At 67.7% G+C, this 16,307-nt stretch carries 15 protein-coding genes; 7 read left to right on the top strand and 8 right to left on the bottom strand.

The genetic code is table 11. The annotated features are described in order from the left end of the window. The first annotated feature begins 17 nt into the window (after nt 1-17). Both ACAZ03_RS04865 and ACAZ03_RS04860 read left to right on the top strand, forming a co-directional pair. Nucleotides 18-905: an NAD(P)-dependent oxidoreductase gene (locus ACAZ03_RS04865; RefSeq protein WP_373356263.1), complete on the top strand. Its 888-nt coding sequence runs from the start codon at nt 18-20 to the stop codon at nt 903-905. Continuing rightward, nucleotides 902-2,230: an MmgE/PrpD family protein gene (locus tag ACAZ03_RS04860; RefSeq protein ID WP_373356262.1), complete on the top strand. Its 1,329-nt coding sequence runs from the start codon at nt 902-904 to the stop codon at nt 2,228-2,230. The genes ACAZ03_RS04865 and ACAZ03_RS04860 overlap by 4 nt, the downstream gene beginning before the upstream one ends. Here the strand turns inward: ACAZ03_RS04860 and ACAZ03_RS04855 are convergent. The 3 genes from ACAZ03_RS04855 to ACAZ03_RS04845 are packed head-to-tail and all read right to left on the bottom strand — an operon-like array spanning nt 2,227 to nt 4,614. Continuing rightward, entirely contained in the window at nt 2,227-3,015 is a 789-nt protein-coding gene (locus ACAZ03_RS04855; RefSeq protein ID WP_373356261.1) for an SDR family NAD(P)-dependent oxidoreductase, read from the bottom strand. The genes ACAZ03_RS04860 and ACAZ03_RS04855 overlap by 4 nt on opposite strands. Before the next feature lie 16 nt (nt 3,016-3,031). Further along, the gene (locus ACAZ03_RS04850; RefSeq protein WP_373356260.1) at nt 3,032-3,796 is read right to left on the bottom strand and encodes an SDR family NAD(P)-dependent oxidoreductase; all 765 of its coding nucleotides are present in this window, start codon (nt 3,794-3,796) and stop codon (nt 3,032-3,034) included. Beyond that, nucleotides 3,793-4,614 (bottom strand): N-acyl homoserine lactonase family protein, encoded by an 822-nt coding sequence (locus ACAZ03_RS04845; protein ID WP_373356259.1) that lies wholly within the window; start codon nt 4,612-4,614, stop codon nt 3,793-3,795. Before ACAZ03_RS04845 ends, ACAZ03_RS04850 begins: the two co-directional genes overlap by 4 nt. Nucleotides 4,615-4,797: 183 nt before the next feature. Here ACAZ03_RS04845 and ACAZ03_RS04840 point away from each other — a divergent pair, with 183 nt between their 5' ends. Beyond that, a complete protein-coding gene (locus ACAZ03_RS04840) occupies nt 4,798-5,154 on the top strand; it encodes a carboxymuconolactone decarboxylase family protein (RefSeq protein WP_373356258.1) in 357 nt (118 codons plus the stop codon). 20 nt (nt 5,155-5,174) lie between these two features. Continuing rightward, nucleotides 5,175-6,107: a sulfolactaldehyde 3-reductase gene (yihU, locus tag ACAZ03_RS04835; RefSeq protein ID WP_373356257.1), complete on the top strand. Its 933-nt coding sequence runs from the start codon at nt 5,175-5,177 to the stop codon at nt 6,105-6,107. Between the two features lie 302 nt (nt 6,108-6,409). Here yihU and ACAZ03_RS04830 read toward each other — a convergent pair whose 3' ends face one another. From ACAZ03_RS04830 to ACAZ03_RS04815, 4 genes are all read right to left on the bottom strand, one after another. Next, nucleotides 6,410-7,135 carry a hypothetical protein gene (locus tag ACAZ03_RS04830; RefSeq protein WP_373356256.1) on the bottom strand — a complete coding sequence of 242 codons (726 nt, stop codon included), beginning with the start codon at nt 7,133-7,135 and terminating at the stop codon, nt 6,410-6,412. Nucleotides 7,136-7,139: 4 nt separating this feature from the next. Further along, a complete protein-coding gene (locus ACAZ03_RS04825) occupies nt 7,140-10,406 on the bottom strand; it encodes a hypothetical protein (RefSeq protein ID WP_373356255.1) in 3,267 nt (1,088 codons plus the stop codon). After that, nucleotides 10,403-11,401, bottom strand: a complete 999-nt coding sequence (locus ACAZ03_RS04820) for a hypothetical protein (protein ID WP_373356254.1) — start codon at nt 11,399-11,401, stop codon at nt 10,403-10,405. Before ACAZ03_RS04820 ends, ACAZ03_RS04825 begins: the two co-directional genes overlap by 4 nt. A 203-nt stretch (nt 11,402-11,604) precedes the next feature. Beyond that, a complete protein-coding gene (locus ACAZ03_RS04815) occupies nt 11,605-12,564 on the bottom strand; it encodes an AraC family transcriptional regulator (RefSeq protein WP_373356253.1) in 960 nt (319 codons plus the stop codon). A 442-nt stretch (nt 12,565-13,006) separates the two neighbouring features. On the opposite strand from ACAZ03_RS04815, the gene ACAZ03_RS04810 reads away from it, so the two are divergent. From ACAZ03_RS04810 to ACAZ03_RS04800, 3 genes are all read left to right on the top strand, one after another. After that, the gene (locus ACAZ03_RS04810; protein WP_373356252.1) at nt 13,007-13,549 is read left to right on the top strand and encodes a carboxymuconolactone decarboxylase family protein; all 543 of its coding nucleotides are present in this window, start codon (nt 13,007-13,009) and stop codon (nt 13,547-13,549) included. A 143-nt stretch (nt 13,550-13,692) separates the two neighbouring features. Then, nucleotides 13,693-14,679 (top strand): tripartite tricarboxylate transporter substrate binding protein, encoded by a 987-nt coding sequence (locus tag ACAZ03_RS04805; protein WP_373356251.1) that lies wholly within the window; start codon nt 13,693-13,695, stop codon nt 14,677-14,679. Nucleotides 14,680-14,697: 18 nt separating this feature from the next. Further along, complete coding sequence (locus ACAZ03_RS04800) at nt 14,698-15,423, top strand: RraA family protein (RefSeq protein WP_373356249.1); 726 nt, start codon at nt 14,698-14,700, stop codon at nt 15,421-15,423. Nucleotides 15,424-15,459: 36 nt separating this feature from the next. On the opposite strand, the gene ACAZ03_RS04795 is transcribed toward ACAZ03_RS04800, so the two are convergent. Beyond that, nucleotides 15,460-16,182 (bottom strand): helix-turn-helix domain-containing protein, encoded by a 723-nt coding sequence (locus ACAZ03_RS04795; protein ID WP_373356248.1) that lies wholly within the window; start codon nt 16,180-16,182, stop codon nt 15,460-15,462. Nucleotides 16,183-16,307: the final 125 nt, after the last annotated feature.

The raw sequence follows: 16,307 nt of genomic DNA, 5'->3' as shown, positions 1-16,307 counted from the left end.
TTCCGGAGACTCTCGAAATGACCAGCAAGATCGGCTTCATCGGTATCGGCCGCATGGGCGCGCCCATGGTTCGCCACCTGCTCGACGCGGGCCACAAGGTGCTGGCCTACGACCCCAATGCCGATGCGGTCGCGGCCATCGCCAAGGACGGCGCGACGCCGGCCCATACCATCGCCGACGTCGCGGCGGCGGACATCGTGCTGATGTCGCTGCCCACGCCCGACGTGGTGGAGGCGGTGACGCTGGGGGCGGAGGGCATCGCGGCTTCCGGCCGTCCGAGTGCCGTCGTGGACCTGTCCACCACCGGGCCGACCGTGTCGCGGCGGGTCGGCGCCGGGCTGGCCAAGGCCGGCATCGGCTTCGTCGATTCGCCGGTGAGCGGCGGCGTCGGCGGCGCGGAAAAGGGCACGCTGACGCTGATGACCGCCTGCCCCGCGGATCTCTTCGCCAAGGTCGAGCCGATCCTGTCGCGCTTCGGCTCCGTCACCCATGTGGGCGAGGAGCCTGGTCAGGCGCAGCTCATCAAGGTGATCAACAACCTGATGTCCGTCACCTCGCTCGCCATCGCCGCCGAGGGGATCGTCCTCGCCGAGAAATGCGGCGTCTCGGGCGAGACGCTGATGAACATCGTCAACAAGGGCTCCGGCCGGTCGAACGCCAGCGAGGACAAGATCCCGAAATACGTGCTGACGCGCTCCTTCGATTTCGGCTTCGCGCTCGGACTGTCCGCCAAGGACATCCGCCTCTGCCTTGCTGAGAGCGAAGCCGCCGGCGTGCCGATGGTGCTCGGCAACGCGACGAAGCTTCTGCTGAACATGGCGCAGACCCAGCTCGGGCCGAACGCGGACATGACCGAGATCTTCAAGACGATCGAACGGGCCGCGACGCCGGACCGCGCGGCATGACGCAGGCGGTGTCCGCCGCGCTGGCGGAGTTCACCGCCACCGCCACCGTCCCGCCCGAGGCACGGGCCGAGGCCGCCAGGTCGATCCTGAACGGCCTCGCCACCGGCCTTGCCGGGGCGCCCGATGCGGCGGTGACCATCGCGCGCGGCACCCTCGCCCGGCTGGAGCCGGGCGGCGGCGTCGGGCTGATCGGCGCACGGGGCGAGGCGGGGCCGCTGACGGCGGCCTTCCTCAACGCGATGGCGATCAACGTCCACGATTTCGACGACACCCACCCGGTGACGATCCTGCATCCCACGGCGCCGGTGCTGCCGGTGCTGCTGTCGCTGGCCGCCATGCGGCCCGTGACCGGGCGCGCCTTCCTCGACGCCTTCGCCATCGGGGTGGAGGTGGAGTGCCGGATCGCCAATGCCGTCACGCCCGAACACTACCGGCGCGGCTGGCACATCACGGCGAGCTGCGGCGTCTTCGGCGCGGCGGCGGCGGCGGCCCGGATCCTCGGGCTGCCGGCGGAGCGCGTCCTCCATGCCTTCGGCGCGGCCTCGGCACAGGCCTCGGGGCTGGTCGAGACGCTGGGCTACATGGCCAAGAGCGTGGGCGTCGGCGGCGCGGCGCGCGGCGGCCTCCTCGCCGCCTTCATGGCCGAAGACGGCTTGCAGGGACCGGACGCGCCGATCGAGGGGCCCCGCGGCTTCATGCGCGCGACGACCGACGAGATCGACCCGGCCCTCGCGCTGCCGCTCGCCGATGGCGGGTGGGAGATCCTGCGCAACACCTACAAGCCCTATCCCTGCGGCGTGGTGCTGAACCCGGTGATCGAGGCCGCGCTGGAGCTGGGGGGCGGGCGCCCCCATGGCGCGAACGACATCGCATCCGTCACGGTCGCGGGGCCGTCTTTGTTGTCGGAGCGGGCCGACCGCCCTGCCCCGCTGAGCGGCCGCACGGCGCAGGTCAGCGCGCAGCACGCCGTGGCGGCCGCGCTGGCCCGCGTCAGCGCCGGCCTGGCCGACTTCTCGGATGCGGCGGTTGCGGACCCGGCGCTCACGGCGCTACGCGGCAAGGTCCGGGTGGAGGTCGACAGCTCCATGCCGCTGGGCTCGGCCCGCGTCGAGGTGACCTTCGCGGATGGCCGCGCCCAGACCCGCACGATCACCCGCGCCGAGGGCGACACCGGGCGCCCCCTGTCGACGGATCGGCTGCGCGCGAAGCTGGCCACGCTGGCCGGCCCCGGCGTCGATGCCGATGCCCTGGCCGACCTAGTGCTGAGGCTGGACGAGGTGGAGGATGCCGGCCGCATTCTCGAGGCGGTGCGCCTGCGCGACTAGATCTGGGCGGCGGGGGCGCGGTCCCCCGCCGTGACGCCGCCATCCATCACGAAGCTCTGGCCGTTCACCATCGCGGATTCGGCGGAGCAGAGGTAGACGGCCATCTGCGCCACCTCGTCGGCCTGGATCATCCGGCCCGTGGGCTGGTAGCGCGACAGGGCGTCGAAGCGCTCCTCGACCTCGCCGGGGTAGTATTCCTCGAGATAGCTGCGCACGAAGGGCGTCGCGACCCGGGCCGCGCAGATGCAGTTCGCGCGGATGCCGCGGGCGACGTAATCGACGGCGATGGAGCGGGTCATCATGACGATGGCCGCCTTGGACGCCCCGTAGGCGAAGCGCTCGTACATCGCGTGCACCCCGGCCAGCGATGCCATGTTGAGCACCGTGCCCCCGCCCCGCGCGATCATGCCCGGCAGGACCGCCCGGGTGACGAGCATCGTGCCGCGCATGTTGACGCCGTAGACGAGGTCGAGATCCTCCGGTTTGGCATCGAGGAGGGCACCGATGCGGATCGCCGCGGCGTTGTTGATCAGCACGTCCGGCGCGCGGCCCGAGCCTTCGAGCTCCGCCACCAGCGCGGCGATCTGCTCGGCCTTCGTGATGTCGAGGCCGGCGAGGTGCAGCCGGTCGTCCGAAGCGCGCGCCGCGTAATGCTCGCGCAGAGCCTCGGGGTCGAGATCGGTCGCGATGACGCGCGCGCCCTCGTCGAGGAACCGATGCGTGAGCGCGGTGCCGATGCCGCCGGCCGCCCCCGTGACGAGGCAGGTCCTGCCCTCCAGTCTCATGTCGCGCCCTCCGGCTTCAGCTGTTGGACCAGCCGCCGTCGATCGGCAGATTGGCCCCGTTGATATCCGCCGCCGCGTCGCTGCACAGGAACGCGACGGCCGCGCCCACCGCCTCCAGCGCGATGAACCGGCCACTGGGATTGCGCGTCTCCAGATAGGCGGCGGCGGCCTCGTCCTCCGTCATCCCGTCGCGGCGCGCCGCGGCGGCAATGCGCTCCGCGATTGGCTCGGAGAGGACGGTGCCGGGCGAGACGGCGTTGCAGGTCACGCCGGTCCGCGCGAGCTCCAGCGACAGGGCCCGCGTCATGCCGATGAGCCCGGCCTTGGTCGTGACGTAGTCGATTCGCTCCGCCGCGCCCTTGGTCGCGTAGATCGACGCGATGTTGACGATGCGGCCCCAGCCCGCCCGCTTCATCTGCGGCACGCAGAGCCGCGCGAGGTGAAACGGGGCCGACAGGTTCACCCCCAGGGCGGCGTTCCAGTCGGTGCCGTTCATCTCCTCAACCGGCCCGAAATGGCGCAGGACGGCGTTGTTGACGACGATGTCGGGCACGCGGGGGCCGACGAGGGCCTCGATCTGCCCCTCGTCCAGCAGGTCCGCCTGGCGGTAGGTGACATCCGCTCCGGTCCTGCCCGCGATATCGGCGGCGAGGGCCTCCCCCTCCGCGCTGTCCTGCAGGCCCGTCATCAGGACGGCATGGCCCGCCTGCGCGAGCGCCTCGCAGATGGCCAGCCCGATCCCGGTCGCCGCGCCGGTGACGAGGGCGAGATGCGCGCTCATCGCACCGTCACCCCGCGCGGCGTCGCCGAGGGCGGCTCGTCCAGCCGCACGGCGAGGCCCTCCAGCTCGGGGCTGACTGGGGGGTAGAGCTGCATGACGAGCGGATCATGGCCCGGCACCACGTGATCGTCGCTGTCTGCCAGCGCCCGGATCCGGCGGTAGCCCTCCAGAAGCTCGTCCACGCGGTAGACGAACGGAAAGACCCGCTCGGAGCGGAAATTCTCGTAAAGGTGGGCGGCGTCGGAGGCGACGACGACCCAGCCCCGCTTCGTCCAGACCCGGACCGACTGCAACCCGGCGGAATGGCCGCCGATGCGGTGAACGGACAGCCCCGGCACGATCTCGCGGTCGCCGTCATGATGACAGACCCGCCCCGCATAGGTCAGCCGCACCAGGCGAACCACGTCTTCGACGTCGAAGGGATGCTGCAGGAAGCCGTGGCACATGCACCGGCCCGTGGCATAGGCCATCTCGGCATCCTGCACATGCACGCGCGCGGCGGGGAAGTCCCCCAGCCCGCCGGCATGATCGAAATGCGCGTGGCTGAGGAGGACCTCGTCCACCCGCCCGGCGTCGATGCCCAGAAGGGCAAGGGCCTCGGCGGGCGTGCGCAGCAGGTCCCTGCCCCGCGCCTCTGCCGCGGCCTTCTGGAAACCGGTGTCGATGACGAAGCAGCGGTCTGACCGGCGCGCGACCCAGATGTAGTAGTCGAGCGGCGAGCTGCTTTCGTGCAGATCGGTGCCTCCGACGAAGTTGTCGGCCCCCGTGCGCCCGCCATTATGTGCGTAGCGAAGGGCGAAAAGTTCGAACGGCTCCATGATCAACGCTCCCGGTCCTTTGGCCGCTCATATCGCGCGCGATGGGGCGAAACAAGACGGTCGTACAATAATACAAACCTTGACCTTGGCGGACCGCCGTTCGTATTCTCGTCAGACAGCAGCCCAAGAGGAAATCAGATGGCCGTCCACAAAGAATTCCGTGGTGAACAGTTCGAGAAGGGGGTGTCCATCAGGCGCGAGGTCGTCGGCGACGCCTATGTGGAGAAGTCCCTGAACGCGGCCACGGACTTCACCGCACCCCTGCAAAAGCTCGTCACCGAGTGGTGCTGGGGCGAGGTCTGGTCCCGGCCCGGCCTGGAGCGGCGCGACCGGTCGATGCTCAATCTGGCCATGCTCATCGCGCTGGATCGCCCCCACGAGCTCAAGCTGCACATCCGCGGCGCCATCAACAACGGCGTGACGCGCGACGAGATCGGCGAGGTCGTCCTTCAGGCCGCGATCTACTGCGGCGTGCCCGCCGCGCTCGATGCGATGCGGACGGTGACCGAGACCTTCAAGGAACTCGACGCCGAGGCCTGAGACCAGCAAAGGACAAGAAGATGAAGATCGGTTTCGTTGGACTGGGCACCATGGGCCTGCCCATGGCGCTCAACCTCGTGCGCGGCGGCCACGATGTGGCGGGCTTCGACCTGTCGCAGGCCGCGCTGGACACGCTGGCGGAGGCCGGCGGGCGCGCCGCCACCAGCGCCGCGGACGCCGCGACAGGCAGTGCCCTGACCATCACGATGCTGCCCCGCGCGGAGCATGTGGAGACGGCCGTGTTCGGCCCGGGCGGCATCCTCGAAGGGGCCGCCCCCGACACGATCCTGGTCAACATGTCGACGATCCTGCCGGACGAGACCCTGGCGCTGGCCAAGCGGCTGGACGGGAAGATGCGGATGCTGGATGCGCCGGTCGGGCGCTCGGCCCTCGAGGCCAAGCGCGGTGCGCTCCTGATCCTCGCCAGCGGGACGGCGGATGCGCAGGCGGCCGCGGCCCCGGCCTTCGACTGCATGGGCAACAAGACGATCGATTGCGGCGAGCTCGGCAACGGCTCGCGGGTCAAGATCATCAACAACTTCATGGGCGTTTCGCTGAACGCGCTGACCGCAGAGGCGCTGACCCTCGCCGAAGCCTCGGGCCTCGACCTCCGCCTCGCGCTCGACGTCATGCGCGGCACCATCGCGGGCATCGGACACATGGGGGTCACCTACCCCAACAAGGTCCTCAAGGGCGACCTCGAGCCCGGCTTCCCCAGCGAGCTGGCGCACAAGGACCTCGCCCTCGCGATGCGCCTCGCGGCGGACCGGCACACCCCTGCGCCCATGGGGGCGGCCGCTCTTCAGACCTACTCGATCGTCCTGTCGCAAGGCGACGGCCGACTGGACTACTGCGCCGTCTTCCCCACGCTGCGGCGCCTCGCCGGCCTGCCTGAGGAGATCCCCTACGATCCGAAGGATGATGTCGAGTTCAACCCCTTCGGAAGCGACTGATCTCCGGCGATTTTGCTGGCATCGGAGCGTTTCGGGCGGGTGCGTGGAAGATCGGCCCTGACAGGCCGCTTCCGGGCCTCCCGGAGCGGCCGTCAGAGCACGGCCGCTCCCGCATAGCCCTCGAAAGCAGCGGAAGGATCGGCGATCAGGCGGGGTTTCGGGACCACATGGGAAATCGCAAACCCCAGCTCTGCGAGGACGCTTCTAGGTGGGCCGCTCATGCGAAATCAAAGGGGGGAATGGCTTCGCCTAACCGCAGCCCACTCGCGCGCGCCACTGACATGACGCGCCCTCCTGTCTCTTCATCCGACCTTTCTCGCCGTGAACGGTGTCACCGTCCGGCACTGCAAGTTCTGGAGCATCGCTGCTGCCGGGTCGGCGGCGCCTGAGGGTACGGCGAACTCGAACACGCTTGAACCGGTGATCTCTGTCGGGCTCACCAGGTTCACCGTCCAGATGACGCTGGCGCCGGTGGTGCCGGACCCGTCTGGGACCCGTTCGTCGACGACAACGCCGCGCCAGGTATGACCGCCCGCGTGGGTCCAGCTCACATGCCCTTCGGCCTCGGACATCAGCTTGCTCGGCGAGAACCAGCCGCCCCACGAGATCTGCCGCGTCTCGCCGCTGATCTGGCCCGGCACAGCCTGGCCGGAGAGCGACAACAACGGGCAGGCCGATGCGTCGGTGGCCCCGGCGGTCATGCGCCAGAGCCCATCTTCGGGAATGAGCGGCGCTTCCAGTTGAATCGGACAGTATCCCGGCCCGCCGAAGGACGCATCGATCTGCGCGGGCGTTTGGGACCGCCAGCTGTACTCGTTCTCGTAGACCACAAGGGTCATGTCGGCGGCTCCCGGAGGATTGGGCGCGCCGAGGATCATCTCGACATCGGACAGCGTCGTGCCCGGCACATGGCAGCTACAGCCGCCCTCCATGCACATGGCGATCTGCACCATCTGCGCCTGTGCCGCAGGGACGAAGCCGAAGGACAGGGCGAAACCGAAAAGGGTCGGTGCCAGCTTGTGTCTCATGCGTTCAGTTCCCCGACCGGTTGCCGAAAAGGGCGCGCAGGACCGCCCCCGGATCACGCCCGGCGAGGTCGACCGGGATTACGGCCTCCGGATCCGCGCCCATGGCCGGGGAGCCTCTCGGCTGCGAGACGGACGCCCCATCGCCTGCACTCAAGAGGAAGAGATCAGCGAATTCCGGCATGGCCCTCACCTCGACCGGCAGGGGGCAGGCGGTGAGCGGGCCGGAACTGCCCGCGCCCAGACGGCACTCGACGGGGCCGACGCTGACGACCAATGCACCGCATGGCGCCATCAGCGCCGGCGCGGCGAGGGTGGCCCCCGCTTCGGTATAGGCGTCGATTTCAAGCACCGCGGGGTCGTCCGGGTTCAGCACCGGGCGAACCGGCTGGCCGTTTGCCGTGGCGCTGATCGGGGCGTAGAGCGTGAAGGCTTCGCCCGACGGGTTCGCAAGTTCGGCGTTCAGCACACAGCCGGTTCCGAATTGTTCGGCAGGTCTGAAGGTCAGACGGATCGCTCCGGTCGATTGAGGCGCTGCCGCGTTGTTCGGTGCTGTCGAAGCGATCTGAAGCGAAGACGCAATGCCCTCGAACCCGATCTCCGCCCCCATGCCCTGCCCGCTGAACATGCAAAGCTGATGTGGGCCAATGGATCGGCAGGGGCCGTTCGAGTCCAGCCATTGATGCGGGTTGAGCTCGACACGGATGACGGTGCCCATGTCCTCCGCGAAGAAGCTGGCCGTCGGCAGGTCCGCGCGCGCGCCGCCGGCCGTCTCGTAGAAATAGGGCTCGCTCATGCTCCAGTTGTTGGGAAGTGTCAGGGAGATACCGCTGGCCTGATGCCGGACCTCGCAGCCTGCCGGCGCGTTGGTGCAGGCAAAGGCAACGTCCTCACCTTGGCCGGAGGCGGCATCGCTGCGATCACCGTACCCGGCCACCGGGATTTCAAAGCTGTTCTCGCCCCCGGCGGTCACAATGATGGTGCCGGCGAGGAAGATGCCTTCGGCGTCGTTGATCCCTTCCACCGCATAGGTCCCCGGCTCGAGATCGACGATCAGCATCTGTTCGAAGTCGCTCAAGGCGAAAGCGACATCGGATGTGGGCGTGTCGGTGCGGATGGCCGACCACTGAACCCGCTTGCCGGCGATGTCGAAGGGCGTGAGCAGACGGACCGGAACCGTCAGGGCCTTCTGCGGGGGACTGTCGGATGGCGAGGGGGCGGTGCCGCTCATGTCGATAAAGTCGGCAGGTGCGGGGCCATGCACGGCTTCGCGCATCTCGGCCAGCGAGGGGGGCGCATAGCCACCCGGCCACATGACGACGCTCATGCCCTGCCCGCCCGACGACAGGGTGCCGGCATAACCGATGCCGTAGGGCGTCAGATAGAGCGTCATGGGTGACGGGATCGGGTCGCCCACGGTGAAGGTCATGCGCAGCGCGTCGCCGTCCAGCGTTGCCGTCGTGAAGGTGCCTAGCCGTCCGGCGGCTTCCGGCCCGGCAAGTCGTTCCCCGGCCGTCCAGCCGCCGCCGATCGGGCCATCGGGCTGCGCCTGTTCGAGAGCAAGTGTCAGCAATTGGTCCGCTCCCGCCTGCACCTGATAGGGCGGCACACCGATGATCTGCCACGGACCGCCAAGCGTCGTCGCCGACGCCTCATCGTCGGATGCTTCAACCGGCGGGATGATGAAGTCGTTGGCCTGGCCGGGATAGATCTCCACCTCGGCGCTGAACTCGACCTCACCTGGTCCCGTGGTCGAGATGCGATAGCGCCCCGGCTCGAAATCGCCTTCGCCGACGACCATTTCGGAGATCGGAGCCCAAGCCTCCGGGCTCATGTCGGGATCGAGCGGGACCGCCGACCACCAGAGCGGGATTTGCGGGAAATTGTCCGGGATGCGGAACGTCGCCCGCACCATCGGCATGGCGTCCTGACCCGGCAAGGCTTGCGTGGCGGCTGCGGCCTGCGCGGCCAGATCGGCGGTGTTGGTGAGGTCAGTGTCCGCGAAGGGCACGCCCACGCCGAACTCGCGGAAGAACAGAATCTCCTGCTGGTTGCCCGAGATGTAGCGGAGCTCGTAGATGCCGGGCTCCGCCGGGGACCGCAGCCCCATGCGCTGGGTCTGCCGGTTGCTGTAGGGCTGGCCCCAATCGCCTTGATACTCATTGGGCGCGGCGCCCGGCCGGGCGATCACGATGCGCTCGCCAACCTGATTGGGACCGCGCCATGTGAACTCGAACCGCCTGTCGGGCTCGACCGAACCGATGGCATCGAAGCCGTTGGAGGGCGGCACGACCTCGATGGGCTGACGCGCGATGACCGTACCGTCATGCGCGATCATGACGAGATCGTACTCGCCCGGCTCGGTCGGCGCTGTCTTGGAAAACGGATTGTTGCCCAGATCGCCAGCGCCGCCGATGACGCCGAAGGACGGGCCGACCTCAGTCATGCCGCCCCCGCGCAGAGTGAACCCGGCGTAATAGTCCGGGCGCGCGCTGCCCTGAAAGGAGATGGTATAGGTATGCCCCGCCTCGGCTTTCGGGCCGATATCGAAAAAGGCCTCCTGAACCGGCTCGGGCTCGGGCTCAGGCTCGGGTGCCGGTTCGACGGCCGCGATCTGGTTGAGCGCGTCGGCCAGTTCCTGCCCGGTCTGGGGGGTGAGCAGCAGCCCGCCGGTCGCGTCCGCCACGCAGCTCATCGCCGCCGCTTCCTGCGAGGTCAGCCCGAAGCCGACGACATGCGCGCGGATGGCGATGCCTTCCTGCGCCAGTTGCGCGGCGAGCGCGCAGGGATCCGCCTCGCAGGTCTCGAGCCCGTCGGTCACGAGGATGATATCGGCCGATTCCGCCTCGGGCGGGATCATGGATGCGGCGAGCGACAGCGAATCCGTGATCGGTGTCATGCCACGCGGATTGAGACGGTTGAGGCGGGCCGAAAGCTCGGAAGGATCGTCCACACCCACATCGGCGATCACCTGGATATCGGAGCAATCCCCCCGCCGGTTGTGACCATAGGCGATGACGCCGAGCGGAACCGTAGTGTCGCGGCTGGCGAAGAAGTCTCCGATCACCTCGCGGGCAATCTCGACCTTGGTGATACCACCATCGAGTTGCCCCCACATCGACCCCGAGGCGTCATAGATCAGGATCGAGGCGCTGTCGGCCTGCTGGGCCGCCACGGGAAGCGCGACCCCGGCCAGGGCATTGAACGCGGCAAGAAACCCGATGCGCCTCAAACCGGCCAGCGGGCCCCTTGTCCTCTTGTGGTGCGATGTCACGATGTCGATCCTTCCTCAGGTGCCGGTCCGGCAGAGCCGGCACCGGGCGCACCGCGCCCGCCGATGGCCTTGTCCTTGATCTTGTTGAATTGCTTCGAGACGCCCGACAGTTTGGCGTCCCATTCGGGGTTGGGCTCCTGCCCCTCGATGGTCCGGAAATAGACTTCCATCATGCAGGTGATGGCGAAGGGCTCGATCAGCGCCGCCTTGACGGCCCAGGCAAAGATCAGCGCAAAGACAAATCCGCCCGCCGACCAGGCACCGGGAATGAGCCACACCACAGCCGCCGCAGGGGCCAGCATCAGAAGGAAGACCAGAAACGAAAGCCCGTAGACAATGATTGTCAGCCACGCCGCGTTCTTGAGCATGGGCTTGTAGTTTTGTCCGTAGAGCACCAGCGCGGAGCGCGCCGACTGCCACGGATTGGTCGATCCGGTGCGAATGGCATAGGCGAGGATAACCTCGTCGATGAACCCCACCGAGATGTTGAGAAAGGCCCGCAGGATCCCCGCCATCTGCTGCAACCCGGGCACCGGCAGGATCGAGGCGATCCCCTGAACGAGCCGGGTCACCACCCGCAGCACGCCCTTGACCAGCTGGTCTATGGCGAAGAGCACGCTGGCTTCGCCGAAGCGCTGCTTCACCACGGCGGTCGCATGCGTGATCTGAGGCTTGCCGGACGGCATGTCGCGCCCATCGAGCAGCTCGACCAGCACCGCGATGTGGCCGGCCTTGACGCTATAGAGAACATATTCGCGCAAGAAATAGAGAACGCCGGCGGTCACCCCGAAGCCGATGGCACCGCCCCAGAAGACCGCCCCGGTGCGAAACTCGTCGTCACCGAAGGCGCCGATCCCCCAGCCGATCCCGGCACCCGTGCCGGTCACGGCGACATAGGCCACCGCCATGCCGAAATAGACGGCCATGCGCAGGGCGATGAAGGGCATGGTGCGGCGCATCAGGCCGAGCGAGCGGGAAACCGAAAAATCCCACATCACGCGTCCATCCGATCGTGCCGCGGGCGATCAGTGGTGTTCGGCTTTGTTTCCATGGTCGATCTCTCACTTGCGCATGGGTTTTGCCCTCGCCGGCAGGCAAGGTGCGCCATGGCGCAGAGTAGGCGGAACGCTAACGCCCGTCTTGGGGAGGGCGGAGGTCAAACAGGGGGAGAGCGGAACAGGTGTCCGGGGCGGCCCGGTCAGCGCGACCGCGCATGAGCGCGCACATCCTTGGGCGTCATCCCGTAGGCGCGGCGAAAGCGGATGTTGAACCACGACAGATCGCCGAACCCGGCGCTCATGGCGATGCCGGCGATACTGGCCCCGGCATTGCGCGGGTCAGAGAGCATCCGGTGGGCCAGCGCCAGACGCCGCGCGGCGACGAAATCCCCGAACGAGGTGCCTTCGCTTTCGAACAGGGAGCGCAGATAGCGCGGGCTGATCCCGTGACGACCCGCTATTCCCTCCGCCGACAGGTCCGGCGCGGTGAGATGACGTTCGATATCCGCTTTGACCGCTTTCAGCCTCGCGGCCCGCACACCGCGACCCGCCGCGACTTCGGCGGCCTCCCGCGTCGCGCCAAGCGCCATCAGGGCCAGGTCCTGCACATGCGTCGCGCATTGCGCAGCCTCTCCGGGCGCGAGCTCCGCCAATTCCTCATGCAAACTGCGTGCATAGTTGAAGAACAGGCGCCATTGCGGTGTCAGCGGCGCGGTACCGCGCAGCATGGCATTGAGGCCGGAGGTCGCGGTTCCGAGATGGACGCGGGGGACCGACACATAGAACCCCTCGGTGGGTTCCCCATGAAACCGGATGATGCCAGGAACCTCGCCGGGATCGGCATAGACGAGGCCGGATTTCAGTTCGGTCCGTTCACCGCCCCGCTGCTCGATGGAGCAACTGCCCGCGAGCGGCACATGGAACATCACGTTGTCTTCGGTATCGGCGGCATGGGTGGGTGTGCGAACGGCCGTCGACGCAGAGTGCCGCCCGTAGCCGACGATCAGGTTCTGCAGAACGCCGATTGAGGTTTCGGACGTGAATGACGTTTCGTCATCCGGGACAAAATCCACCTTGGTGATGGCGGCAATGACGTTCTGAAATTCTTCCACACGCCGGGAAATCTCGAAGTCCTGCGACCGTATGGAAAGTATCGTCATGCGCCCCCAAGAACGGCACTTTGGCCTTGAATGCACCTCTCACGCGCAGGTCGCATTGAGGCACAGGCGCATCATCTTGTCGAGCGCGGCGTTGCCGCACGCTGGCGGGCGGCGCTGCGGCATTTTGGGGGCTACGCGCCACCTGCCAACAATCACGCCCTAACCTGCGGTGGTCGAGTTCTGCCATACGCGTCTGCGGTGAGCTCCATCTCATGATGTCGATCCCGTCGCCGTCGGGCGGCCTGCGATCGAGGAGCACGGCGTCATGCACTCCGCTGCGCCAGGCCCCCTTCGACCTCGCCGCATCCTCGCAGGGATGATTGCCGCAGGATTGCAGGAATTGTCGGGCGGACCATCGGAGACCGGTGTGCGGCCCCGCTAGACCTCTGACCGGCAGACACAATATTGAGCCGACATCTGACAATGACCCGAGGACCAGCCCATGCCCCTCCCACCCAATGCCCCCCAGCCCATCACGGACACGGACTGGCCGGAGGAGATTGCCGCGCTTCGGGACGGGTTCGCCGGGCAGTTGAACGTCTACCGGGTGATGGCGCATCACCCGGCCCTGCTGGCCGCCTGGGCTCCGCTCAGGGCCCATGTCGTCATGGAAAGCTCGCTTGGTGACGCGCGGAGCGAGGTGGTGATCCTGCGCACCGCCTACCGCTTCGGGTCGGATTACGAATGGGCACATCACGTCAGCCGGGCGCGGAAGCTCGGGTTTTCGGATGAGCGCATCAGGGCCCTGCGCGCTATGCCAGACGGCGAGGACGGATTGATCGCCCGTGCGGTGGACGCGCTCCTCGACGACCGGCGCCTCTCGGCGGAGCTCGATGCCGAGCTGGTCGCCGCGCTGGGCCGCCCGGCGGTTTTCGACCTGATCGCGACCGTCGGGTTCTACTCGGTGCTCGGCTATCTGCTGATGAGCTACGAGACGCCCATCGACACGACGGTCGCGGAAGAGCTGGCGCGGGCGCCGCTCTGACCTGACCCCACCGCCTGAAGCTCCGTTCCACGATGTGGAACAACGCGATTCCGGACCTTCCCGCTCTCCGTCGCTGCGATACCGTCATGTCACCACGTCTCTTCGGGAAATCTCGACGGGATGCAGGCATATGGGAGGACACCATGAAGACCGCAGCGTATCACCTGAGGGCTACCGCACTGGTTGCCGGAGTGCTTGCCGCCGGACAGTTTGCCGCGACGGCCGCGCTGGCACAGGCGGGCGACTACCCCAACCAGACCATCCGTCTCGTCGTGCCGTTCGCGGCCGGTGGCGGCACGGACATCCTGGCCCGCAACATGGCGCAGGAACTGACCGAACGGCTCGACCAGACCGTCGTCGTCGAGAACCGGCCGGGCGCGGGGAGCCTCATCGGCGTCGACCACGTGATCCATTCGGATCCGGACGGCTACACGCTCCTGATGATGAGCTCTTCCTACGTGACGAACCCGGTTCTGGGCGAGGAAGCGCCCTATGATCCCAAGACCGCGCTGGCGCCGATCACGCTGGTCACGATGTCGCCGACGCTTCTGGTGGTGAACCCCTCGGTCGAGGCCGAGACCCTCGGCGAGTTCGTCGAGGATGTTCGGGAGAACCCGAACGAGTTCTTCTACGGCACCTTCGGCGACCGCAGCCAGCCGCACCTGTCGTCGGTTCTCTTCGCCGCGGCCTTCGATCTCGAGCTGGAGGGAATTCCCTATGGCGGCGGCGGCCCTGCCGTGACCGCAGTCGTCGCCGGCGAGGTGGACATGCTGATGCCGACCTCGATGCTGGTGAACCCGCAGGTCGAGGCCGGGCAGCTCCGGCCGCTTGCTCTGGCCGCTTCCGAGCGCAGCCCGCTCATCCCCGACGTGCCCACGTTCGAGGAAGAGGGCTTCCCCTTCCAGATGGGGACCTGGTTCGGCATTGCCGCCCCGGCGGGCACCGATCCCGAGATCACCGGCATGATCAACACGGCCATGCAGGAGATCCTCAGCGATCCGGACGTGCGCATCCCCCTGCAGGAAGAAGGTTCGCAGGTCATGGCGCTGGGTCTCGAGGACTTCCAGCAGTTCATCGACGAACAGGTGGACACCTGGACGGACGTGCGCGCGCGCGGCCTCTTCGACTGATCCGGGGGGAACCAGGACATGGAAAAGAAGCTGACCGGGAAGATCGCGAAAGAGCGCATTCGGCTCATGAGCACGCCCCGTCCCCCCGCCCACATCATCGAGGGCCTGAAACGGACGGGTCCGGATTCCAGCCTGGTTTCGGATGTCATGGACATCCTCGGCATCACGGGGGTCATTCCGGCCTCCGTGATGGCCCCGACGCTGACGGGGCGGCCGATCGTCGGCCCCGCGGTCACCGTGCGCAACGTGCCGCTGGATGGCACCTCCACGGCCAATGACCGCGCGGCGGCCGGGCACAACAGCATGGCCGAGATGGAGGCGCACAACCTCTCCGGCGACGGCGATGTCATCGTCATCGAGGGCGTCCTCGGTCTGTCGAACATGGGCGGCGTTTCGTCGCAGATCGCCCAGCGGCAGGGCATTGTGGGCGCGATCGTCGAAGGCGGGGTTCGCGACCTCAACCATTCGCGGGCGCTCGGCTTTCCGCTGTGGGCGACCGAAATCAGCCCGGTGACCGGCAAGTGGCGCATCGAGACCGTCGAGATCAACGGCCCGATCCAAGTCTGCGGACTCTGGATCCGACCCGGCGACATCATCGTCGCCGATGACACCGGGGTCTGCGTTCTGCCGATCGAGCGGGCGGAGGAGATCATGAAGCTCTGCGTGTCGAAATACGATCTCGAGCAGAAGCGGCTCGCCGCGGTCGCGGACGGCGCCCATATCGCCGACCTGCCCACGGCGTGAGATTCGAGACCGGCAGGCCGCCCGCGGGGCGGCCTGTCACGCCTCGCTGACGATCAGCGCGGCCGTCTGCTGCAACTCCTCCGCCAGAACCCTCTCCTCCTTCGCATCGACGGCCTTGCGGAAATAGGTGAACCCGATGGTTCCCTGCAGGCGCCGGTCCTTGTCGATCAGCGGCACCGCGATGGAGTTGGTCTGCGGCTCCAGCGAGGGGTCCCGCACCGCCCAGCCCCGCTGCTTGTAGAGCGCCAGCATCGGCTCCAGCCCACGGACCGTCTCTTCCGGCATCCGCGAGAACAGCGAGCGCCGCTCGATCCGTGTGCAGAAGGCGAGATAGGCCCGGCCGTGGGCCCTTTTCGCCAGGCTGAGCCGCCGCTCGATGGTGGATTGCTTGTGGGAATAGGGGCTGATCGGAATCGTGCTGTAGCGCACGACCATCGCGTCGAGGTCGAGACTGGCCAGAGAGGCCGGCCAGAGCTTTCGCCGGGTCAGATCGTCGAGATAGGGGCCGGCCTGCGCGACGATCTTGGGCGCGCCGTGAAAGCCGGAACTGAGCGCCATGACCCGTGAGGCCACCCGGTAGCCGGAATTCCGCGACACCTGCACGACATAGCCCATGTCCTGCAAGGTGCGCAGGATCCGCACCAGCGAGGGCGACGGAATGCCGGTCAGCTCTTCCAGTTCCTTGACGCGGACGGTCACCCGGTCATTCACCAGCTCGAGCACGTGAAGGCCTTTTTCCAGGGCGTTCTTGTAGGGCATGGCGCGACGTTCCGATCTCGAACAGCGGGAGGGCATCCCGGCCGCTTGTTCCACGATATGGAACAACCGCTCGCCGGACAAGACCGCCCGCCACCCGCTGATATGGTGACTTCAATCGGTCACGC

This window comes from Pseudoroseicyclus sp. CXY001, assembly GCF_041714655.1.
GTDB lineage: Bacteria > Pseudomonadota > Alphaproteobacteria > Rhodobacterales > Rhodobacteraceae > Pseudoroseicyclus_A.
The sequence above is the reverse complement of the archived record's forward strand: the minus strand, read 5'-3'. Positions and strand labels throughout refer to the sequence as shown.